This window comes from Nostoc sp. FACHB-110 (assembly GCF_014697425.1).
Classification (GTDB): Bacteria; Cyanobacteriota; Cyanobacteriia; order Cyanobacteriales; family Nostocaceae; genus Nostoc_B.
This window is the reverse complement of record NZ_JACJRU010000016.1, coordinates 113,524-135,415: the sequence shown is the minus strand read 5'-3', so window position 1 is coordinate 135,415 and position 21,892 is coordinate 113,524. Positions and strand designations below refer to the sequence as shown.

At 39.5% G+C, this 21,892-nt stretch carries 18 protein-coding genes, 1 tRNA gene and 1 CRISPR repeat array; of the genes, 7 read left to right on the top strand and 12 right to left on the bottom strand.

Translation table 11 applies throughout. The annotated features are described in order from the left end of the window. Nucleotides 1–85: 85 nt before the first annotated feature. From H6G69_RS16795 to H6G69_RS16785, 3 genes are read right to left on the bottom strand one after another with little or no spacing between them, the layout of a single operon-like run. Complete coding sequence (locus H6G69_RS16795; protein ID WP_199336051.1) at nucleotides 86–850, bottom strand: hypothetical protein; 765 nt, start codon at nucleotides 848–850, stop codon at nucleotides 86–88. After that, nucleotides 850–2,520 carry a class I SAM-dependent DNA methyltransferase gene (locus H6G69_RS16790; protein WP_242072087.1) on the bottom strand — a complete coding sequence of 557 codons (1,671 nt, stop codon included), beginning with the start codon at nucleotides 2,518–2,520 and terminating at the stop codon, nucleotides 850–852. Before H6G69_RS16790 ends, H6G69_RS16795 begins: the two co-directional genes overlap by 1 nt. Next, complete coding sequence (locus tag H6G69_RS16785) at nucleotides 2,472–2,900, bottom strand: MerR family transcriptional regulator (RefSeq protein ID WP_190689342.1); 429 nt, start codon at nucleotides 2,898–2,900, stop codon at nucleotides 2,472–2,474. The genes H6G69_RS16790 and H6G69_RS16785 overlap by 49 nt, the downstream gene beginning before the upstream one ends. 138 nt (nucleotides 2,901–3,038) lie before the next feature. On the opposite strand from H6G69_RS16785, the gene H6G69_RS33945 reads away from it, so the two are divergent. Further along, nucleotides 3,039–3,314, top strand: a complete 276-nt coding sequence (locus H6G69_RS33945) for a hypothetical protein (protein WP_242072086.1) — start codon at nucleotides 3,039–3,041, stop codon at nucleotides 3,312–3,314. Between the two features lie 16 nt (nucleotides 3,315–3,330). Continuing rightward, the gene (locus H6G69_RS33940) at nucleotides 3,331–3,759 is read left to right on the top strand and encodes a hypothetical protein (protein WP_242072085.1); all 429 of its coding nucleotides are present in this window, start codon (nucleotides 3,331–3,333) and stop codon (nucleotides 3,757–3,759) included. Between the two features lie 493 nt (nucleotides 3,760–4,252). Beyond that, nucleotides 4,253–4,595: direct repeats of the CRISPR family, unit length 39 nt; unit sequence GTTTCAACACCCCTCCCCAGCTAGAGGCGGGTTGAAAGA. Nucleotides 4,596–4,935: 340 nt separating this feature from the next. Here H6G69_RS33940 and H6G69_RS16775 read toward each other — a convergent pair. The 4 genes from H6G69_RS16775 to H6G69_RS16760 form a co-directional block, all read right to left on the bottom strand. Continuing rightward, nucleotides 4,936–5,008, bottom strand: a tRNA-Arg gene (locus tag H6G69_RS16775). A 59-nt stretch (nucleotides 5,009–5,067) separates the two neighbouring features. Beyond that, a complete protein-coding gene (locus tag H6G69_RS16770) occupies nucleotides 5,068–6,243 on the bottom strand; it encodes a murein hydrolase activator EnvC (protein WP_190689339.1) in 1,176 nt (391 codons plus the stop codon). Nucleotides 6,244–6,430: 187 nt separating this feature from the next. After that, nucleotides 6,431–6,649 carry a hypothetical protein gene (locus H6G69_RS16765; protein ID WP_190689336.1) on the bottom strand — a complete coding sequence of 73 codons (219 nt, stop codon included), beginning with the start codon at nucleotides 6,647–6,649 and terminating at the stop codon, nucleotides 6,431–6,433. Nucleotides 6,650–6,777: 128 nt separating this feature from the next. Then, nucleotides 6,778–8,175, bottom strand: a complete 1,398-nt coding sequence (locus tag H6G69_RS16760) for an ABC transporter substrate-binding protein (protein ID WP_190689332.1) — start codon at nucleotides 8,173–8,175, stop codon at nucleotides 6,778–6,780. Nucleotides 8,176–8,435: 260 nt separating this feature from the next. On the opposite strand from H6G69_RS16760, the gene H6G69_RS16755 reads away from it, so the two are divergent. After that, nucleotides 8,436–8,705 carry a hypothetical protein gene (locus H6G69_RS16755; protein ID WP_313951217.1) on the top strand — a complete coding sequence of 90 codons (270 nt, stop codon included), beginning with the start codon at nucleotides 8,436–8,438 and terminating at the stop codon, nucleotides 8,703–8,705. A 27-nt stretch (nucleotides 8,706–8,732) separates the two neighbouring features. Here H6G69_RS16755 and H6G69_RS16750 read toward each other — a convergent pair whose 3' ends face one another. From H6G69_RS16750 to H6G69_RS16740, 3 genes are all read right to left on the bottom strand, one after another. Further along, nucleotides 8,733–10,307 carry a mechanosensitive ion channel family protein gene (locus H6G69_RS16750; RefSeq protein ID WP_190689362.1) on the bottom strand — a complete coding sequence of 525 codons (1,575 nt, stop codon included), beginning with the start codon at nucleotides 10,305–10,307 and terminating at the stop codon, nucleotides 8,733–8,735. A 525-nt stretch (nucleotides 10,308–10,832) separates the two neighbouring features. Continuing rightward, nucleotides 10,833–11,129, bottom strand: coding sequence for a hypothetical protein (locus H6G69_RS16745; RefSeq protein ID WP_190689330.1), 297 nt, complete (start codon nucleotides 11,127–11,129; stop codon nucleotides 10,833–10,835). Nucleotides 11,130–11,388: 259 nt separating this feature from the next. Then, nucleotides 11,389–11,700 (bottom strand): threonine dehydratase, encoded by a 312-nt coding sequence (locus H6G69_RS16740; protein WP_190689327.1) that lies wholly within the window; start codon nucleotides 11,698–11,700, stop codon nucleotides 11,389–11,391. A gap of 591 nt (nucleotides 11,701–12,291) precedes the next feature. Between H6G69_RS16740 and H6G69_RS16735 the strand changes: the two genes are divergently transcribed. From H6G69_RS16735 to H6G69_RS16725, 3 genes are all read left to right on the top strand, one after another. Then, a complete protein-coding gene (locus H6G69_RS16735) occupies nucleotides 12,292–13,323 on the top strand; it encodes an iron ABC transporter permease (RefSeq protein WP_190689324.1) in 1,032 nt (343 codons plus the stop codon). Next, nucleotides 13,320–14,360, top strand: coding sequence for an iron ABC transporter permease (locus H6G69_RS16730; protein ID WP_190689321.1), 1,041 nt, complete (start codon nucleotides 13,320–13,322; stop codon nucleotides 14,358–14,360). The genes H6G69_RS16735 and H6G69_RS16730 overlap by 4 nt, the downstream gene beginning before the upstream one ends. 86 nt (nucleotides 14,361–14,446) lie before the next feature. Continuing rightward, nucleotides 14,447–15,241 (top strand): ABC transporter ATP-binding protein, encoded by a 795-nt coding sequence (locus H6G69_RS16725; RefSeq protein ID WP_190689319.1) that lies wholly within the window; start codon nucleotides 14,447–14,449, stop codon nucleotides 15,239–15,241. A gap of 88 nt (nucleotides 15,242–15,329) precedes the next feature. Here H6G69_RS16725 and H6G69_RS16720 read toward each other — a convergent pair whose 3' ends face one another. Together H6G69_RS16720 and H6G69_RS16715 are read right to left on the bottom strand one after the other, a co-directional pair. Next, on the bottom strand, nucleotides 15,330–16,358 hold the full coding sequence (locus H6G69_RS16720) for a DUF1822 family protein (protein WP_190689316.1): 1,029 nt from the start codon (nucleotides 16,356–16,358) through the stop codon (nucleotides 15,330–15,332). A 59-nt stretch (nucleotides 16,359–16,417) separates the two neighbouring features. After that, on the bottom strand, nucleotides 16,418–17,866 hold the full coding sequence (locus tag H6G69_RS16715) for a hypothetical protein (RefSeq protein WP_190689313.1): 1,449 nt from the start codon (nucleotides 17,864–17,866) through the stop codon (nucleotides 16,418–16,420). A 750-nt stretch (nucleotides 17,867–18,616) separates the two neighbouring features. On the opposite strand from H6G69_RS16715, the gene H6G69_RS16710 reads away from it, so the two are divergent. Further along, entirely contained in the window at nucleotides 18,617–21,865 is a 3,249-nt protein-coding gene (locus H6G69_RS16710) for a filamentous hemagglutinin N-terminal domain-containing protein (protein ID WP_190689310.1), read from the top strand. Nucleotides 21,866–21,892: the final 27 nt, after the last annotated feature.

Here is a 21,892-nt window from a genome sequence, read left to right as displayed (position 1 = left end):
AGGTCTGTTGGGTATGATGTAGACATTGCTCTAGTAACCCTGTCGCATTTTTATCTACTGACACAATAGCGTTACTGGAGCTTTTTTAGACTTTCCAAACATCCTCTAACTGAGCTTCTATCTCGGCAATGTCTGCTTCATTCTCTTGAATAAATGCCTCAAGTTCAGCAATTTTATCCTTTTTTAATAAAGGTGTCTTCTTTAAAATCTTGAGTTCCTTCTTCGGCTCTTTAATCAAATTTTTTATATACTTAAGGTCTGTCTCTAAATCCTTGACAATATTAACTGCTTCTGATTCTTCCCCTTCTTCAGCATCCACCTCAGCTTCCTCACCCTGCTCAAAAGCTTCTTTTTGCTGTTCTAATTCTGCAATTTTCGCCTCAGCCTCAGCAATATCTTGTAAATAATCCGGCATCAATCGCCCCACCAATTTATGATTTAAAGGGTCAAATTTTGCTTGCTTTTTCTTCTCATCCTCATCTTGCTCTAAAGCATCTTTAATCGTATCTATCCAACTATCAACTAAACCCCCAAAATCTGACTCTGATAAAGTTCTCAGTTCATACCTCTGTTCGTTCCACCAACTAGCAACCACACCCGCCACTTTAAAGCGGTCAAGTAATCCCACAGGTAGCAAACTTTCTACAAAAGAACTCAAAAACTCAGCCCGGAGTTCCATCACCTTTTTAGTTTTAGGCAACTCACTCAAACTAGGCGCGTGTACTTGCCACCAAGCAGCAAACACACTATAAAGTTTGCTTTCTTGCTGCTGCACACCAGCATCAGATTCGATAAAACTTTTTATCTGCCCTCTTTCGCTAATCGCAGAAATAAAATCCAAATAATCCACTAATTCCTCTCCGCTAAAATCCTACTTGAGTCAAACCCATGTGCTGCTAATAATTCACGCTTTGCTTCGACCTCAGCCTTGGGTATTCCCCCAAATAAATGCGCTTTTACATCTTGTGGTTCTGGTGGTGGCGCATTATCAGCATAGCGGCGGATATTACAGTTATAATCGTTGTCCTTTAATTGTTGTTGAGTGACTACAGCCGAATACCCAGGTAAAGCCACAAAATTTTCAAACACCCAGCAAATCTTTTCAATATGCTCAGGACGCAAATAATTTTGAGCGCGACCTGCATAATATTCTGCATCAGCATTAATAAACAAAACTTTTCCCTGACGTTCTACAGGTTTCGCCCCTGGGGGACACATCACTAAAATACAGGCGGGGATACCTGTACCATAAAACAAATTGGGTGGTAAACCTATCACCGCTTCTAATTGGTCATTTTTAATAAAACTCTCCCGAATATTCTTTTCTTCTCCACCGCGAAACAGCACCCCATGCGGCATTACTGTCGCCATCATCCCGTCAGTTTTGAGAACGGCTAACATATGTTGGGCAAACATCAAATCTGCTTTTTTACCCGTCTCAGGACAATAACCATGCGTAAAGCGTCCAGGGAATGCAATTCCCTCACGGGTATAGTTTTGCGAAAAAGGGGGATTACTGATTACTCTATCAAAGCGTATCAGTTCGCCGTCAGCAGTATGCAGGGGATTAAATAGAGTGTCGTCATTGTGTATATCTGCATCTCGAATCCCGTGCAGCAGCATATTAATTTTGCAAATTGCCCATACGCCGCCGTTATTATCCTGACCGGATAAGGCTAAATTTCTCGCATCACCACCGCATTCTTCTACATATTGCTTCGCCTGAATTAACATTCCCCCAGAACCACAACAGGGATCATAAACTGACATCCCGGCTTGGGGTTTTAGCAACCGCACCATCAGTTGCACGACTTCACGGGGAGTATAAAACTCACCCCCTTTCTTCCCGGCTGAATCTGCAAACTCTTTAATTAGGTATTCGTAAGCAGCACCCAACAAATCAGGAAATACAAAATCTTCATTTCGCAAAGGATATTTACTGAAGTGTTTAATCAGTTCCCGCAACTTAACATCAGGAATCCGATTTTTACCGGCTTGACGATTAAAATCAATATGTTTTAATACGCCTGTCAGCGTTTTGTTACTGTCCTCAAATGCTGTCAAAGCATCATTTAGCCCTTGACCTACATTTTTATGTAGCTCATCACGAATATATTTCCACCGCGCTTTTTCTGGTACAAAAAAAGTTTCTTTGTAAGTGGTGGGGTTTTCTGCCCTCATGTTTGCTTCTTCTTGTGTCCGTCCCCTTTGCAAATTCTGCTGCAAAATTTGCTCATACTGCTGCTCAAACACATCTGAGGCGCGTTTTAAAAACAGCATCCCGAAGATATATTCTTTGAACTCCGAAGCGTCCATCTTGCCGCGCAGAATATCCGCAGCAGAAAAAAGATGACGTTCTAGTTGCGGCAGCGTGAGTTTGCCCATAGTAGATGCTGAGATTGCGACACTAATGCTTCGCCAGTATATCTCTTGTTGAGAGACACTCCAACACACTTCCAAATTGCTGAAGTCTAATTTTTCAATTTGCTGGCTATACGCTCGTATATCGTATCTAACCATACTGGAATTACAGGTTGACCTGCTTTTATTTGGGCGATCGCTTGTTCTAATTCAAACTCTACAAGTTCGAGCGATCGCTTGTAATTATCTCGTTGGAGCATCCACCGTGTACCCTTACCAGATTCAAATAATTCTGGTTCTTTGTCTTTCAATGTTTTCAGCGTAGTACTAGCAATATCAAAATTTAGCCCCATAGACAAAAAATACAACATTGCTGCCAGTTCCATTAAATTCGGTTTTGAGTAATAAATACTACGCCCTGTTCCAGTCTCACCAATAACAGGAACAACCACACCCTTTTCCCGCCAGTACTGGAGTTGACGCAGGGTGCAGCCTGTGATTTCAGCTGCTTGTTTACTCGTAAAAAACGTTTCTTGCATGAAATCATTGTAGGCATAGCAGTTAATTAAACATTTGTGGTATTATTAGACATACATGTTAGTAAGTTTATGAGCCAAATCACTATTTAGTGTTTTCTAATAGCCTGTGAGTTAACACGTCATCAACTTTGGAAGTTAATGGCAGAGCTAAATACGCCACTGATTAATGAACTATTGGTTCAGGTTGCCCAACATCCTGAGTTTGAAACTTGGCGACAAAAGGGTAAACACCCGACTGGTATAGTTAAACAATTGTGCCAACCTTTAAAAACTGACCCTCGCTTCATTGGTCAGCCTGGAAGGTTTTATACAAGTGCGATCACCACAGTGAATTACATCTATAAATCTTGGTTGGCATTGATGAAGCGATGCCTTCGGCAAAGCTTCGCTAACGCAACTCCAACTAGAGGGTAAAATTCGCTGGTGGGAAATGCTTAAAAGCGATACCGAATTAGTAGAAGCTAGTGGAGTTACTTTAGAGAGTCTTCGTCGTAAAGCTGCTGAAATACTGGCTCAATTTGCTCCCCAGACAGATACAGTTGAGGCACAACCAGCGAAAGGAAAGAAGCGTAAGAAAACCAAAAAATCAAAAAATTCAGATAGTGATCGCAGTTTAACCCAAACTTTGTTTGAGGCTTACAGCAACACAGAATTAATAGAAGTTCAAGAAAAGTACGCCAAAGAGTACCGAATTAGTGTCCATCAGTGGAGCTACGGCAGATTAATTGCAAATATTCGCTCTTCAGCTGCTAAAGCTGGGATTGTGATAGAGGAGTCAAAACAGCCAATTCGAGGTAGTCCAGAACAGAAAGCTAGAAAATTAGCACTCGTTGCTTACCATTCTCGTCAAAAAACCTGATTGACAAAAAACAGAACCTTGATAATAAAATAAAATTTAGTAATAGCGCCACAGTACCGTGGCTTTTTAACAAGCCACTGTCGGTCATTCATGCTTTTTAAAAGAAAGAGACTGTACTGTGAAAATGTGGGTTAGGTTGACTGTACGCAGTCCTGCTTTCTGGCCCTGGTAGCTGCCCACCTTGAAGCTGCTGTCCCTTGAGGGCAGGAATAAGGTGCGCCCCCAGTAATAGAGGTGCGGGTTTACCGCAGTGGTGGCTACTGAATCACCTCCGAGCAAGGAGGAACCCACCTTAATTATTTTTTGGCGAATCGAAGCGAGGTCAATTTTTCTGGGGGTTCTGCCAAAAGTTTAAATCGCTTATGTAATGAGGTTCATAACCCTTAGTGTGTCAGTTAATTTACTTTTTTAAGTGTTAACAGACAGGCGATTTTGGGAGACTTGCCAAAAATGCTTTCAGAACTGTTGGCAAATCAAGGGTTTGAAGCGCAGAGTTTCAACACCCCTCCCCAGCTAGAGGCGGGTTGAAAGATAACCCTGAAAACTATCTAAATTTTCCAGGGTTTGAGTTTCAACACCCCTCCCCAGCTAGAGGCGGGTTGAAAGACAAAATTCAGTAGGAATCACGATGGAATGGCATAAGAGTTTCAACACCCCTCCCCAGCTAGAGGCGGGTTGAAAGATCAATTTTACATCTGGGGAACGTCTGATGCTAACTCTGTCAGGTTTCAACACCCCTCCCCAGCTAGAGGCGGGTTGAAAGAAGTCAGCGTACTCCGCATAAATATTAAACCCCCGTTTCAACACCCCTCCCCAGCTAGAGGCGGGTTGAAAGAGGTGGCAATATTTGCAAGCCACGGGGCAAGCCGGTTGTTTCCACACCTCTCCCAGCTAGAGGTGGGGTGAAATGCATAAAGTAAGTTGGCTCTCTCAAGCTCAACTGTGTTTCAATTTTTAGGTGGGTTGAAAGGATAGAGCAACAGATTCTTTGTTTGAAGAGCTTGATTTTAACTCTAATATAAAAACTGATTAGTTACCCTATAAGATAATAGTCTTGCCATACTTTATATATGGCAGGATGCTGCTATGACACACAATTTGTCAACGCGGACATTAATTTGGCAATCCGGACACCAATTTGTCAACGCAGACAAATAATTTGGAAATTGACATTAACGAGCGCGGAGGGATTTGAACCCCCGACCCACAGAACCGGAATCTGTTGCTCTATCCACTGAGCCACGCGCCCTTAGTCTTTTGCATTATAACATGGCTGGCTGGGATTGGTAGTAAATTTGAGTGGCGACATTAAAGAAAATCAGCAGGATTAACAGGTGTACCACGGCGGCGCACTTCAAAATGCAGGTGTGGCCCTGTAGATAACCCTGTAGAACCCACTGCTGCGATCGCTTGTCCGCGTTGTACTCCCTGTCCTTCAGAAACAAATAATTCGCTTGTGTGTCCGTAGAGTGTGGTTAATCCGTTACCGTGGTCGATAATTACGGCTCTACCATAACCACCATACCAGCCAGCAAAAATTACGGTTCCCGAATCGGCAGCGCGAATGGTACTACCATAGCTGGCGGCAAAATCTAAACCTGCATGAAAGCGACGATACCCCAAAATAGGATGTACTCGCCAGCCAAAGGGACTACTAGTAGGTGCATTACTCGGATAAGCAAATATGCCTGTACCCCTAATGATGATGGTGCGACTATTGGTTTTGCTTTGTCCTTCTAAGGCTGCTACTTTTTCTTGAATTAAGTTCTCTAAATTGTGTGAATCTCTTTCTAATTGATTTTCGGCTGCTTCTAGGGCGGCGCGATCGCTATTTAAGCGTTGAATTAATTCTGCTTGTGATTGGGCTTGAGTTTGGTAATCAGCTTTTTGTGCTAATAGCTGCTGCCGAATTAACGCTATTTCATTTTTTTGCTGTTCTACGTTAGTTTTTTGCTGATTAATTTGAATTGCTTGGGCGTTGAGTTTAGCTAAAATTTTCTGGTCTGCTTGATAAACTAACTTTAATTGATGGCGACGACTAATAAAGTCACTGATGTTGTGGCTTTGCATTAAAACTGCCCATCCTTGACTGGTATGCGATCGCTGAAGATATCGCAATCGTGCTACTGTGGCTATTTGCCTTTGTTCGTAGTTACTTTGCGCCACAGCTAAATCGGCTTCTAATTTTTGCAGATATTGGCTGGCTTGTAATAAATGCGATTCACTATCTTGAATTTGACTATCTGTCGTATTGATATTTTTGTTAATTCCAGTTAAACGAGTTTGGGCAGCTTTTTGCAAATTGTTCAAGCGCTCGCGTTCTTGAATCACATTCTGGCGTTCTTGATTAATTTGTTGCTGCTGCTGCCGTAAGTTATCAACTGATGCTGCTGTTGTGGCATATCCTGTTGATGCTGAAATCAACACCAAACAAACGCATACAACACAACAAATTCCGAGAAACGTGATTTTTAATGCTCTCATAGTGTGAGCCTAACCAAAGCAATGCTGCGAAACACTATGAGTATTCCCAAATTTTGATTGATAAACTCAAATCGCCCTTGTCTGGCACTCTTGGTTTAATAAAAAATGTTCTACCTTGGATAAATCAACCCACTTGAGACAATGAGTGCCTAATTAATCAAATATTGTGACTACATCAAAAAACGAATTAAACCCTGGATGTCGGTTTTAAAAATAGCCAAGCTACAAAAAAAGTAGCCGCCGTAAATAGTTGCGTTAAATCTAATGCCGATAAATAGCCATCAGCAAACGAAGCAATACTGCGATCTGTAATGCCAAATAGCCAGGATGAGATGCCAAACAGCCAAATCCCATTCTTGAGATTGCCTACAAACTCTTTAGAGTCTGACGCTTTTTTGTCTTTCATGTCCTCTACTCCGTCAGTGAACAATCCAGCATCTAAAAACGAGAATTTTTGACTTTTGACACTGGGTATATCTATATTAATAAATATTTCATAGACTTGACTAAACTACCCAAAGGTACACCTAGGCATTATTTCCATCCTCCTTTGGTAACTCTTACCCTGGAGAGAATACTGTGGGGCATAACAAAATGGTCAATGCTGTGACTATCGGTAACGGCTTTATTTAAACGTTGGATAGGATTTAAGACATATCGCTGAATCATGGCTGTCATCAGCATAAGAATTGCAGACATCCCCAGGAGTAGGATGATAGTAGAAGTAGAGAGAGTTTGCCAAGCTTGCTGTTGTAGTTCTTGAACATCTAGAATAGCGATCGCTAACCCACGTCGGTTTGACTGAGCAAACAGTGTACTGCTAAAAGGCAAAATATCCACTAATGCAGGCTTACCTGCGATCGTAATTCTAAAACTTCCTTCTAAACCTGTTTGGGAAGACTGTTTGAGGACATGAGCTAGGTCTGGGTAAATGGAAGCATAAGGTGTGTTTTGTAATTCTGCTCCACTCCTAGCTAGGGTTTGTCCATTTGGACTGACAATCGCAACTTCTATAACTGTTGGTAGTGTGGCGTAGTTTTGTACCACTCTCTGGATAATACTTGTATTTCCCAGTTCGATTAATCCTTCTGTAGAAAACCCAACTCCCTGGGTAATTGATTGAGCGCGTTGTTCTAGTTCCAGCTCTAATTTTGATTGAATCAAGAAGTAGTTTAATCCCAATGTAGTTAAGCCAACCGTTGCTAGAGAAATGCCAAAACCTATCAGTAATTGGTGGGATAAGTGATTTTTAGATGGCTGGCTCATAACTTCCATCCTGTGATAACTCTTGGCAGTTTCTCCTAGCATTGGTTCCCACAGCACAGCAGCATCAATTTCACCTGTTTTGATTTTCTCGGCTGCTACATCATTGGATAAATCTCGAATTTGAACTTCAGCAGGCTTGATTTGATGGGCTTTCAAGGCTTCCAGCAAAATTAAATGGTTGACAGTTCCGAGCTTTGCCCCGACTTTTTTACCACGTAAGTCTTCGACAGATTTAATTTCTGGACGGGCAACAATTCCGTCGGCTCCCGCAGAGATATTAGTTGTCATTAATACCACAGGTTTGTCATTGCCAGGATCAACTTGCATTACATCCCAGAAAGAAACAAATGCCGCATCTAATCCGCCTCGGAGTACAGCCCGACTGGAATCTTGCTGGTTCTCAAATCGCACCAACTCAACTTCTAGCCCTCGCTGTTTAAAGATTCCCGAAGGTTGGGCATAGCGGGCAATATCAAACCCCGCCCAGCTTGTAATTCCCACTCGCAGCGATTTGAGAGATTGGTTTTGTTCAAGACTACAGCCACTGTTTACCAAGGTAAGGCCAAGCGTGATAACAAACAAACATAACAAGGTAGGCTTGATAGCTAATCTCCACTTGTGCTTCCACCAGATACCCAATGTGCCAATAATCTCAGCAACTTTCATGACCTATAAATCCTACTCTGGGAAAACTACACTTAAAAGCAATGATTCCCAAAAATTGAGTAGACATAACGTTTCCGTTCACCCGCCGCTAGCTACAACCTAGTGGTCAGATTGTGATTGTGACTGGCTGATTACGGTAATTCGATACGCAAAACTTAACGTGAAGTGGTATGAGTGTGGTTATGGTCGGGATAGTCAGCCATATCGCAAATAAGTTAAGGAAAGATTATTAATTGGCACATTTTTGTTTAAAATCATAGGTGCAGCAGCAAGCTTCATCCTTAACACAGCCAATAGTTTTAGGAGTATTTTTGCAAAACTCAGAACGTATTCAAGTAGGAGATAGGGTATTAATTTTAACTCCGTCTTATGTCGCTGGAAAATATGGCGTAGTTCGTGGTCGAGAGTCGCGTTCCGATATTCAAGCAAGTCAGCGTTGGCTGATTCAAGTAGAGGATGTAGATTCTGCGGATGTTGTAGTGTCGTTGATTGCTAATGAGTTTATCGTAGTTGAGCCAGAAGCAGAATAATTATCTCAACCCTGGTAAACTAGAAAATTAATTTTTAGAAAAACCACAAATTTCAATTTCTTCTTGGTTAAAAGTATCCTTCAATATTCTGCGAAGAACGCGTTGAATATGCAGATGTTTTCCTGGCTTAACTTTTGTCAATGTTAATAGTAATAAATTATTCTCTCCAAAATGTTCTAATCCTGCTACTCGCGTAGGTTCTAAAACATCTTGTTCCTCTATTTTTAATTTTTGACCAACCTTTTCAACTACTCTATATACATGATCTAAATTAGCGTTATAAGCAACGCTAACTTCTACTCTGGCATATATATATTGCTTTGAGAAATTGATAATTGAACCAATATCTCCATTCCGAATAATTTGTAGTTGTCCATCAGGATGACGAATGTGAGTAGTTCGCAGTTCAATTGCTTCTACAACACCCTCAACACTCCTCTCTTCTACTTTGCCAACTTCAATATAATCACCGACTAAGTAATAATTTTCAAACAAAATTAAAAACCCACAAACCACATCATTAATTAAGTTTTGCGCTCCTAAACCAACTGCTATACCCACAATTCCTGCACCTGCTAAAATAGGTGCGGGATCAATACCAATGAGCTTCAGTACAGTTACTCCTGCCGTAAAATAAACGAAATACTTAGCAAAACTCCGCATTAAAGGAATTAAAGTCAGACGCTTTTGTCTTTGAATTTCATTAGAATCTGTGGTTTTTAAGTAGAATTCATCAAGAATATAATAGGCTACTTCTACCAAAACATTACTGAGGAAAAATACTCCAATAATCTGCACAATTATTGGAGTATATCCACTCAGCCAAGCAATAGGCTCTATCTCGGGAATAACTAAATTAACGATACCTACATATAAGACGTATTCTAAACATTTTTTGAATAGTGGAATTAAGTGGCGCAAATGTTCATACAGGCGCAGGAGATTATTAGAATTAGAAAACTTAAGACTTAGGGCATCAATTGTATCGACAATAGTAGCAACAGCCTTAACAATGAGTAAACCTAAGGAAATAGTTATGTATATCTTTAAAGCAACAAAAAGATATTTAGAAACCACTTCTGGCAAGTAAAGAAAATTAGCGCATATAATAGTAGTAGATAGCCAAATAGTATGAACAATAATTCTTTTTAAAACTTGAAAAAAAGCTTCGACACTCTCATCATTAGCTTTGATTTGATCGACTTTTTTCGCGTAGTTACAAACCCAGTCTATACCTCGTTTTAGCGGCGGAATACTAATTTTAACTAAGATTAGTAAACTCAAAGTTTTTAAGGCTGCTGCTAAAAGATTGCTCCAAAACTGTTTAGGCAGACTATTAATCAAACCCATCTGAAATTCTTGAATGTTTCCACCCCGGTATACCACCATTCCATTCACACCAACTAGTGCTAGGCACAGCAGGATACAAATCAAAAATAAAATTCTCCTAATACTCTGGCGCAAGAAGCTAATATTGTCTGTTTTTCTTTGCAGCCAAGATGCTTTAGTTATCTGCTTGAAGATAATACCAATTAGCCAGTCAAATAAACCAAAAATAAATATTAAAAATATAACTTCACCCAGAATAATTAGTAAATTCACCATTTGATAATTCATTGCCTAGAAAACTCTTTGATCGATCACAATATTGTTGTGTAATTTTAAGAACTACATCTTAATTCTTAAAATTATTTGGTAAATAGTTTTTAGCTGATTATGGATAAGCTTAATGATATAAGAAAGTAAATTGAGACCGTAGGGTAGAAAGTTTTCTGCTTACTTTTATGACCATGAATATGGTGTAATTTAAATGACTATTTGCTTACACATATTAAGATGCTCTCAATGTCACAACAAAAATGCAAGGACAGTTAAGACATTTAAGGCAGTTAAAATTTTTGATAAGTAATAAATATTATTTATTAGTTTTTTATAAGCTTTATATATTTATTGTGGCGATTGATGCTCAATGTCAAAAATATTGTGGAGATTGTTGACAGTTTAGCTCGACATCAATCAAGCGAATAAATACAGTTTTAATGTAAGAAATCATCAAGTCAAAAAATTTTAGTTCTTGACTTGATGGGGAAAAATTTGATTAATAAACCTGGAAGTACAAATTTGTGATTATGATTCTTGAGAGTCTTCTGAGGTTGGTTCACCTATGGGTTCTGAATCTGTTTCTGCTTGCGGCTCTGCTTTGATAACTGGAGGTTTAGCAGGTTTTGGGGGGCGCGCTAATGCAGGATTAACAGGTGGTTTAGATTCTTCTTTAAAAGATTCTTTTCTTCTTTTACCAGATGAGCGATCGCCACGCGATTTTTCTCGTTTAGAATTAGATTCACTAGCTGGTTGAGAATCTGAGTTATTGTCAGTACTTGCTTGGGACTGACGTTCTGATTTTTTAATTGGGCGTTCTACCATTGTTAAAGTCTAAAAATTATTTGTACAGTACATCGGTTTGATAAGTATCAAACTGACGAGTCCCGTGCAAGTAAGTACGAAGACGCAACCTTACTGCTTGTTCAAGATCCTCCCCAATATTAGCGCATCATGTACAGCATCCGAAACTTTCAAGGATAGAGTAGTAATATAAGGTTACTTACATACTAACTCTGCTCCTTGATTGGGTTGTGATGCGTTAATTGTAAAATTTTCCCACACACTTAATTAGTTGATGTGTTTACCGCTTCTGCACATCACGAGCCATATTCAGGTAGTAGTCGTCAACTTTCGATTTAGAGCGACGACGTATAGCTGTGGGAGTTTCCACTGTTGTACTCTGATTAATTTGCTTTGGTTGTTCTGGAGACGTTTGCTTGACATTTTGTGCCACACCAGATTCTAAATAATAATCTGAGCCAGTGTAACCAAACAGTTTGGCAAAAAAGCCAAATATATTGCCGATAAAGCTCAAAAAACCTTTGAATAAAAAGGAAAAAACAGCTTCAAAACGAATAAAGAAGTTCCGAACAATTTGTATTAGACGATCCATAGTAGCACCCTCTATGATTGCCTACTATTATTCTGACTTAATTTTGGACTGTTAGGGACTAAAACATTACCGCTCTGGCAAGCTAACTTTATAGTTGAGACTTAGCAGGGGCGCAGAATGCTCTCTGTTCCGAAGCCTACCAGAATTAACTAAACTGCAAATACCTAATTAATTTTTATAGCTATTTGACAATAATTGCTTATTTTTAGGCAACAAATACAGCTATAGTTGCAAAAATATACCAATAAGTATAAAGTATAATCTCGAAACTTATCGCTCACACTCAGCTAAAAAGCCAAATTTAATCACAATAGACCTTGTGGCAATACTAAATCACTATATAAAAATTCTCAATTAAGAGGTATAACTGGCAAATATCCCCGCAAAATTCGCTTACCTAAGTAACTATTTAGACTTCTTGCAGAAGTTGGCAATAGAGAACAGCCCCAAGTTTTTCTGATTACATGTTCCCTACCCCTTGCAATCCATGAACGGCATTCACCAGGAAACAATGAAAATCTAGCTTCTCTAGCCTCTATATCCTAGCCCCTATTTTTCAGGCAGGTCTATTGTTCAATTAATTCAAAGATCATGGCAAAAGCAAGCATCGCATCACCGAAAAATTGGCATATCCCCAAAATATCGCCATTAGCAGGTCTGATTTTGGGCATACTGATTCTTTTTACTTGCTTAGTATATAGTGTCACCTTAGGTGCAGCAGCAATCCCGTTCTCCAAAGTTTTGGCATCATTTATTACCTTTGATGGGTCGTATGAACATTTAGTAATTCAGACGGTGAGATTGCCGCGATCGCTTTTTGCTGTGGTTGTAGGTGCAGCTTTAGCCGTGGCTGGAGCGTTAATGCAAGGTTTGACGCGCAACCCCTTGGCAGACCCAGGAATTTTAGGCATTGAATCAGGTGCAGCACTGGCTGTAGTGGTGACAATTTTTATTTTTGGCAGTTCTTCTTTGAGCATGTTCACCGTTGTGGCCTTTTTAGGTGCAGGCACAACGGCTATGTTAGTCTATTTGCTTGGTTCCTTGGGGCGAGGAGGGGCTACACCTTTAAATCTCACCATTGCAGGTGCGGCCATCACAGCTTTGATTTCTTCATTCATCACCGCGATTCTCATACTCAGTCAACGAACATTAGATGAAATTCGATTTTGGTTAGCAGGTTCCTTGGCAGGAAGGGATTTCAACATCTTATTTTCAACTTTGCCTTTTGTTGTCATTGGCTTGATATTAGCTTTTGCCCTCGGTAGGCAAATTACAACTATGAGTCTGGGTGATGAGGTGGCTAAAGGTTTAGGACAGCAGACAGCTTGGGTCAAAATTCTCACAGCGATTAGTGTTGTGTTACTCGCAGGCAGTTCAGTATCTCTGGCTGGGCCGATTGGCTTTATTGGTTTAGTTGTTCCCCACATGGTGAGATTTTTTATTAAAGCTGATTACCGTTGGATTTTGCCTTACTCGGCGGTAGTCGGTGCAACTCTTTTATTAGTTGCAGATGTGGCTGCGCGGATATTACTCAAACCGCAGGAATTACCTGTGGGAGTCATGACAGCACTGATTGGCTCTCCTTTTTTTGTCTACCTGGCTAAATCAAAGGTGAAAAAATGAAGTTGGATTGGCTTGTCATTCGTTCTCAACGAATATCTTTTCGCATCGACCGACGTGTACCACCAATACTGATATCTCTGACAGTGGCAGTTTTGGTGGCGATGGTCATGAATTTAGGACGGGGTGAATATCCCATTTCTCCTCTAGATATTGTCAAAACTGTATTAGGTATAGATACAGGCAATCCGGCTCATGGTTTTGTCATGTACAACCTGCGTCTACCGCGTACTCTTGTTGCCTTCATGGTAGGAGTAGCACTAGCCGTTTCTGGGACTATCTTTCAAGGCATCACACGCAATCCCTTAGCCGATCCTGGGATTATAGGCATTAATGCTGGGGCCAGTTTAGCGGCTGTGACAGTGATTGTGCTGTTTCCCGCAGCACCCATTTATATTTTGCCTTTATCGGCTTTTGCTGGTGCTTTATTGATGGCTGGTTTGATTTACTTCTTAGCCTGGAATAATGGTAGTTCTCCGGTTTTATTGATTTTAATTGGTGTGGGATTATCTGCGATCGCCAGTGCCTTTACCAGCTTATTAATTACCTTTGGCGAAATTGACACTGTTAGTGATGCCCTTGTGTGGTTAGCAGGTAGCGTCTACGGACGCACTTGGGAACAAGTCTTTTCTTTCTTACCTTGGTTAATTGTTTTTATCCCGATGGCATTGATATTAAGCAGACATCTCAACGCTTTGAATTTAGGAGATGAAGTCGCCAAAGGTTTAGGTACTAATGTGGAATGGCAACGCGGTTTACTGATACTAGTGGGTGTATCCTTAGCAGGCGCAGGAGTAGCCACCGCAGGAATGATTGGGTTTGTGGGATTAATTGCACCTCATTTAGGAAGACAGTTAGTCGGTACAAATCATGAGGGGTTAATTCCGACTGCTGCATTACTAGGAGGAATGTTAGTGGTATTAGCAGACTTTCTCGGCAGAACTTTGTTTGCACCTATCGAAATTCCCTGCGGTGTGGTGACTGCTGCTGTCGGCGCGCCTTATTTTCTTTATTTGTTAATTTATAACCGCAAAAAATAACATACAAATCACTGCCAAAGCTTCTATAAATTCGCAGCAATTTCCGGCAATAAAAACGAATTCCCAAATTACCAATGGTACTAAATATGAAAGGTCTATCAACAAAAAACTTGTCTTTAGCTTACGATGGTGTGTCAATTATCCATAGTTTGAATTTGGCAATACCAGCCGGAAAGGTGAGTGCTTTAGTTGGTGCAAATGGTTGCGGTAAATCAACCCTATTACGAGGGTTAGCTAGGCTGCTTAAACCCTATGGCGGTACAGTATATCTTGATGGGCAATCTATTTTTAATCTGGCGACAAAAGAAGTCGCCCAACAGTTAGGAATTTTACCTCAAAGTCCTGTTGCACCAGAAGGGTTAACCGTCAGAGATTTAGTAGCACAAGGACGTTACCCTTATCAAAATTGGTTACAGCAGTGGTCAGGAAAAGATGAAAGAATTGTCAAACAAGCACTCTTAACTACAGATTTATTAGAGTTAGCAGATAGAGGATTAGATACCTTATCTGGTGGACAAAGACAACGTGCTTGGATAGCAATGGCACTAGCACAAGATACAGATATTTTATTATTAGATGAACCGACGACTTTCTTAGATTTGTCCCATCAGATAGAAGTTTTAGATTTGTTATATGAATTGAATCAGCATCAAGGAAGAACTATTGTTATGGTGCTGCATGATTTAAATCAAGCCTGTCGTTACGCAGATTATTTAGTTGCTGTCAAAAAAGGTAAAATCTATACGGCTGGCGACCCTAATCAGGTAATGACTGAAGAGATGGTATTAGATGTTTTTGGATTAGAGTGCCGTGTAATTCCTGACCCAGTGGTTGGAACTCCTATGTGTGTACCAATAGGATTAAAAGGTAGAACAAAATGATATTGTTTCTGGAGGCAATACTGTCACCAAAAAAAGAGCATAAAGTGGTGACTATTTTATAGTCATAGAGGGAGATTTATCAACTAAATTAAAGCTGGAAATCTTCTTTAATCTTGATGTTATCTATACTCACTTCAATACTAAAGTATTTACCTTGTTCTCCTTTAAAAGGTTTAAGTTGGATGTAGTTATCTTGGTTCCTGGCTGATACTTCATAAAGTAGTGTCCCGACTTCTGATAATAAACTGAGTTTAATATTGGGAGGTAAAAATTTTTGCTTACCTGTTGGATGTAACTGAATTAAAACACGTAATTTATCTTCAGAATCCTTGCTAATATTTACTAATAGAGCGAGATTTTTGCTTCCTAATTGTAATTCTATGTCAATTAATTTACCTCTTCTAATCATTTTGTCTACATTTCTCAGACTAAATGCCAAACTTACATCTGGTTCGATGATTGTTTCAATAGCCTCCCAAGCCTCATCAAATATATGCTCTAGCCATTGGCTCAAATTTATCTTTTTTTCCAGGTTTTGCTGTTGAGTCAGGACTGAAACGACAGGTAAAGGTATCGCAGCGGGATCAGAGTATAAACAGTAGAATAATAAGTGATTCGGTTCTGCATCCAATTTTGATAATGGTATTTGATACAAGTTCTCTCGTGGAGTATTAGCCGGAATATTTTTGATAAAATCTAAAAGTTGATTGTAACTAATAGAACCTCTAAAAATTATTTCTTCTTGTTCTTCTAATACTTCAATAATGAGGTAAAAATGTGCTGCTAATTCTGATTGCAAAACTACATCTTGAGGTATATTGACTACTTCATCCAATAAGTGTTCAGTAGCTAATATACAAAATTTAAAATTATCTACGTTTAGATAAGCAGTATTGCCAATAAATTTTTTATAAATTGCTTGTTTTCGTAGATGTTCTTGAAACCATCTTTCACAGCCAATTAAAGCCAACGCATCTAAATAATTTTGCCATTGTTGAGGTTCGTGGCTGATATGACTGCTAATATTTTTTGCCCAATCAAAATCTTCTGCTTCTAGTAAAACGACTTCGGGAAACAAAAGCCTTAAGCTGCGATCGCTAGTTACTGTATTAATCATTGTTGGTTCCTAATTATAAATGAGATTATTTCTATTTGGTGACAGATAAATTACTAATATTACTTACTGTAGGTTTGACTTAATACTGTTGTTTCTGCCAAAAAACTGCGAATTTTTTGAGCATATAAACTCTCCAAAGCACGACTTTTACCGGCGCGGATTTCTTCTCCGGCTTCTTGGAAAACCTCTTCATCAGCGAACTTTTCGATTTGTTCTGCTAAAGCTTTCAAATAGTCTGGTTCAGGAGGCATTTTAGTTAAGCCTTTTTCGTGAGCCAGATTTAAGATACTTTCTAGAAGTTTTTGTACTGTTTGAGTACGTACTTTATTTAACAACTCTCCTGGATTTAATATTCGTCTGGCTTGATCCCAGCTTGTCATTTCTAAAAGCGGAAAAATTTCTTTGAGAGATTTACACTGGCAATAATATAGTTGTAGCCCAGGAATGTACTTTGCTGATAAAGGTGCGTATCTTTTGCTATTTTCTAACCTTTGAATATTATTTTGAATTTCTTGTTCGATAGACTCAGTTAACACTACACTGAGTTGCTCATACAAAAACTCGGTAATTTCTAGTCTTTCCACGTCTATTTCATTGAAGTAATCAGTCGGTATATCTGCTCTTAATGTATAATTACCTGTCTCTTGATCTTGATATTCTAGAGGTTCTCTGTGAGTCCAAATGTCATACTGTCTTAATTGCTTGGCTACTTGTTCGATTTCTCGTTTTAACTTCTCTTGTGTAGTGATGATAACTCCGCGCTGTTGCAAGAGAGTGAGCATTTCTTGTAGTTGAGCATGAGAGGGGTCTGGACATCGTTTCACTTGGACTTGTTTAGACTTTCGTCGGTCTCGACGATAGACCGCATGAAAAACTTCAACTAAATAGCGATCTCGTCCTGATAAAGATTCAATTTGCTTTGGTCTAGCGCGATTTAATAATGCCCAATCACTCAAAAGCTGAAAGCCAAATTCTGATAAAAAATCCTTCAATTCGGGATTTTGTTTGGTTTGCAAATATGCCCAGTTATCTAGACTCATGCTAGTTTGCACATTGGGCTGATATTTCCGCAAAACTTCCACTGTAAAAAATTTATAAGCTGTGGGTTGGACTTTACCTTTCTCATCTACGATAAGTTGATGGCTGCGATCGCTATCCAAAATCACCAAAGTCTCGCCATCATCGTTTAACACAAATGGTAGTAAATCGTGATAGCTAAAAGACTTGTCGCCACCAAAAAGATTGTCTATTTTTTGGCAGGCTTTGACAATTGAGTCAGATACATAACATCTCAAACATAGTCCTGCCTTAGCACGATTTATCTCATCAATCCTAGATTGATTAGCATAAAAATCAGATAACAATGCTGCTTGAATATCTGCATTCTGGTAATACTCAACCCGTCGTTGCAAAAAATCCTGTGCCTGTGCTACTACATATTGTTTATATCCAATTTTATCAGCCAAGTTAATTCGCAGAATTCTCCAGTACCTTGATGTTCCACCCATATAACATAAAATCTCCAGATATTTACTAAATTTTCTCTCGCTCTATTAAATATATAGATGCGAGTGTTTTGAACTTATGCTCTTTTTTACTTTAATACTATTTGTGCATAAGTTGATTTTTCTGGCATCTATTAAAACTTGTTTTAAGTTTCACTATTGGATGCTGCCTGTCGACTAAAAGACTTATCATCAAAGCCACAAGTGGCAAGAAGCAGGAATAATTTTTTCTTTCTGCTCAGATATATGCAATTATCACTGATTAACCAAACATGATAAGATTCAGTAGCACAAATTCTACATACTCTTCCATCTCAGATAAATTATTTAACGTCAAAAACCTGATTTTTGTTCTTACAACATATATATTGACTACTTTTATGGTTTCTTTTTTCATTATTTAATCATCAGTTTTTGCCAATCCATAAAGAGGAGGATAAATTATAAAATTTTATTGTATTTTTACTAAACTCTATGCTGTCTTATTTCTAGATATAATAAAAATTATAAATTTAATATTTTGTAGTAAAATAATTCAAATCCAGATTTAAATAATTAAAATCCAGATTTACAAGAGGAAGAAATATTTAAATTAAATAATTTATAGCGTTTCCCAGGCTACTGAAGTACACACTAACCTTTTATATCAAAACAAGTAGCTTTAAAAACGTACCTCACTAGATTGAGAAACGCTATATATGCTTTAATAAATACCTGTATGAGAAGCAGTTAACTACTAACCAGGGGGGAAAAGTGTCGGCAGAAACTATATATTTTTCCTGGTTACAAGGTCTAAAAATAGCACTTGCTTGCAGTATAATCCTGGCTCCCCATGAAGTAATTGCACAAATCACACCAGACAGCACTCTGCCAAATAACTCCCAAGTCAGATTAGAAGGCACAACCAACATCATCGAAGGTGGAACCACACGCAACACAAATCTATTCCACAGCTTTCAAGAATTCTCTATTCCCAATAACACAAGTGCATTCTTCAACAATGCAGGCAATATTCAAAACATCTTCACACGCATCACAGGTAACTCTATTTCTCGTATTAATGGCTTAATTAGCGCCAACGGCACAGCCAACTTATTTCTACTTAATCCCAACGGCATCATCTTTGGAGAAAATGCGCGATTAAATGTTGGTGGCTCATTTCTAGCAACCACAGCCAATGCAATTAAATTTGCCGATAATTTTGAATTCAGTGCGACGAGTCTTGAATCTAAACCTTTATTAACTATTAGTTTACCTATCAGTTTGCAATTTGGGGTGAATCCAAGGTTGATTCAAGTCCAAGGAAATGGTCAGGGAGCAAGAGACTTTAATCCTTCGATTTTCGATACACAAGAAGCGTTACGGGTACAACCCAACAGAACTTTAGCATTAGTTGGTGGAGAAATTAACTTAGAAGGCGCAACATTGAAAACTGCTGGCGGAAGAATTGAATTAGGCTCAGTTGCAGGAAATGGTTCAGTTAGCTGGACTGCGATAGACAAAGGTTTTGCCCTAGATTATGGTGGAGTGCAAAATTTCGGCAAAATTCAACTATCTCAACAGTCAACCATAGATGCTAGTGGTGAAGGTGGTGGTGACATACAAGTTGTAGGCAAAAATGTAACACTAACCAATCGCTCACAGATAGAGGCAAGTACTTTAGGGGCAAAACCAGGAGGCTTTGTAGTAGTAACAGCTACTGAGTTGTTAGAGATAAGTGGTGATTACAGCTATTTGAGTACGAGTGTTTACCCACAAGCCACAGGGAATGCAGGTCAATTAACCATTAAAACTCGTGATTTGCAAGTAAGCAATGGTGCATTCGTTAGTACATTTTCGTTTGGCCCAGGTAAGGGGGGTAACTTAACTGTTACCGCTGACAATGTAGAAGTGATTGGACGCTCTACTGATGGTCAATTTGGTAGTGCTTTCACTACTTCCTCGCAGGGAAACCTCAGCGGAGATGCAGGAAACTTAACCATTAACACCCGTAATTTACTGATAAAGAATGGCGCACAGGTCACTGCACTTACATTTGGTCAGGGTAAGGCAGGTAATTTGACTGTCAATGCTGACAATGTGCAGCTTGTTGGTATTGCTGCTGATGGCCGAGCTCCTAGTGGCTTATCTGCTTCAACTGCTCCATACTCAAGCGGAGATGCAGGAAACTTGACCATTAACACCCGTAATTTACTTGTACAGAATGGCGCACAGGTAAGTGCAGGTACACGTGGTCAGGGCAAGGGAGGCAATTTAACTGTCAATGCTGACAATGTGCAACTTCTTGGTAGTACTTTTGATTATCGGTTTACTAGTGGCTTGTTTGTGTCAACTCAACTCAACTCAATGGGAGATGCAGGAAACTTGACCATTAACACCCGTAATTTACTGGTAAAAGATGGAGCGCAAGTAAGTGCAGGTACATTTAGTCAGGGCAAAGGAGGCAATTTGACTGTCAATGCTGACAATGTACAAATTCTTGGTACCGCTAATAATCTGTTTCCCAGTGGCTTGTTTACTTCATCTGAAGGAATAGCAACGGGAGATTCAGGAGAATTAATTATTAATACTCGTAATTTACTAGTACAAAATGGAGCAAAGGTAAATGCAGATACACGTAGTCAGGGTAAGGGAGGTAATTTGACTATCTCTGCGGAGAGTGTGCAAGTAATTGGTACGTCGGCTAATAATCGCTATGTCAGCGAATTATCTACTTCGTCTAACGAACAATTTAGTGGAGATGCAGGAAACTTGACTATTATTACCCACGATTTGCTACTCCAAAATGGCGCACGAATAGGAGCAGTGACATTTGGTCAGGGTAAGGGAGGCAATGTTTATATTACTTCTGAAAATTTACAAGTCATTGGTACTTCTGTTAATAATCTCTCTAGAACCATCATATCTACTTCATCTCTTCCAAATTCAAGGGGGGATGCAGGAGACTTGACCATTAATACCCGTAATTTGCTTGTACAGAATGGGGCACAAATAAGTGCAGCAACATTGGGTCAAGGGCAGGGGGGCAATTTGTCTATTACCTCTAAAAATATACAAGTGATTGGTGCTTCGGCTGATGGTCTGCTGCCCAGTAGCCTAGTTACTTCATCTGATATAGATTCATCAGGAAATGCGGGAGATTTAACAATTAAAACTCGTCAATTACAGGTTCATAATGGTGCTGGCATATTTGTGAACAGTCAGAGTCCAGGCAATGCAGGTAATTTAACTATCGACGCTCATTCTATCAGTCTAGATAATCATGCCACCTTCAACGCCAATACTCGCAGCGTCAATAGCAACCCTAATAGACCACAGGCAACAATCAATATTAACTCCAAAGACTTGATATTAGTTCGCGGCAGTAACATCACAACTAACGCACGCGGAGAAAACGTCATTGGGGGCAACATCAACATTAACACTGATGTTTTAGCCGCAGCTGAAAATAGCGATATTAGTGCTAATTCCACAGACTTTCGTGGTGGTAATGTGAACATCACCACCCAAGGTATATTTGGCATTCAATTTCGCAATGCACTCACACCAGAAAGTGACATCACAGCCACAGGTGCAAATTCGCAGTTAAATGGTAATGTGCAAATCAATACACCTGATGTTGACCCCAACAATGGCTTAGTGGAATTACCAATTGAGGGAGTAGATGCTTCGAGTCTGATTAGTCAAAACTTCTGTGCAGTCAGAGGTGGGAGTAGTTTTACTATCACAGGACGAGGGGGTTTACCGCCGTCTCCGAACGAAGTTCTCAATGCTAATGCTGTGTGGGAAGATTGGGAATTAACTGCTGTAGCTACAGACAATAGAAACAATCATCATCCACCGGTGGTGCAAAGTTTAAGTGAGCCGACGCAGATTGTACCAGCTCAGGGATGGGTAATAAATCGGCAAGGTGAGGTGACATTAATAGCTGCTGTACCGACTGCAACGCTTGATAATTTGCGGAATTTGCCTTCAGGTTGTCAGGCGGCGATCGCTCCATAATTGGCTCAATGTCATAATTATTAAATT

Excerpts from the sequence above, each read along its gene's own strand:
- H6G69_RS16740 (WP_190689327.1), bottom strand. The coding sequence starts at position 11,700 with ATGGATCGTCTAATACAAATTGTTCGGAACTTCTTTATTCGTTTTGAA.
- H6G69_RS16785 (WP_190689342.1), bottom strand. The coding sequence starts at position 2,900 with ATGCAAGAAACGTTTTTTACGAGTAAACAAGCAGCTGAAATCACAGGC.
- H6G69_RS16765 (WP_190689336.1), bottom strand. The coding sequence starts at position 6,649 with ATGAAAGACAAAAAAGCGTCAGACTCTAAAGAGTTTGTAGGCAATCTC.
- H6G69_RS33945 (WP_242072086.1), top strand. The coding sequence starts at position 3,039 with ATGGCAGAGCTAAATACGCCACTGATTAATGAACTATTGGTTCAGGTT.
- H6G69_RS16730 (WP_190689321.1), top strand. The coding sequence starts at position 13,320 with ATGAAGTTGGATTGGCTTGTCATTCGTTCTCAACGAATATCTTTTCGC.
- H6G69_RS16745 (WP_190689330.1), bottom strand. The coding sequence starts at position 11,129 with ATGGTAGAACGCCCAATTAAAAAATCAGAACGTCAGTCCCAAGCAAGT.
- H6G69_RS16760 (WP_190689332.1), bottom strand. The coding sequence starts at position 8,175 with ATGAAAGTTGCTGAGATTATTGGCACATTGGGTATCTGGTGGAAGCAC.
- H6G69_RS16735 (WP_190689324.1), top strand. The coding sequence starts at position 12,292 with ATGGCAAAAGCAAGCATCGCATCACCGAAAAATTGGCATATCCCCAAA.
- H6G69_RS16790 (WP_242072087.1), bottom strand. The coding sequence starts at position 2,520 with ATGGTTAGATACGATATACGAGCGTATAGCCAGCAAATTGAAAAATTA.
- H6G69_RS16770 (WP_190689339.1), bottom strand. The coding sequence starts at position 6,243 with ATGAGAGCATTAAAAATCACGTTTCTCGGAATTTGTTGTGTTGTATGC.
- H6G69_RS16725 (WP_190689319.1), top strand. The coding sequence starts at position 14,447 with ATGAAAGGTCTATCAACAAAAAACTTGTCTTTAGCTTACGATGGTGTG.
- H6G69_RS16720 (WP_190689316.1), bottom strand. The coding sequence starts at position 16,358 with ATGATTAATACAGTAACTAGCGATCGCAGCTTAAGGCTTTTGTTTCCC.
- H6G69_RS33940 (WP_242072085.1), top strand. The coding sequence starts at position 3,331 with ATGCTTAAAAGCGATACCGAATTAGTAGAAGCTAGTGGAGTTACTTTA.
- H6G69_RS16715 (WP_190689313.1), bottom strand. The coding sequence starts at position 17,866 with ATGGGTGGAACATCAAGGTACTGGAGAATTCTGCGAATTAACTTGGCT.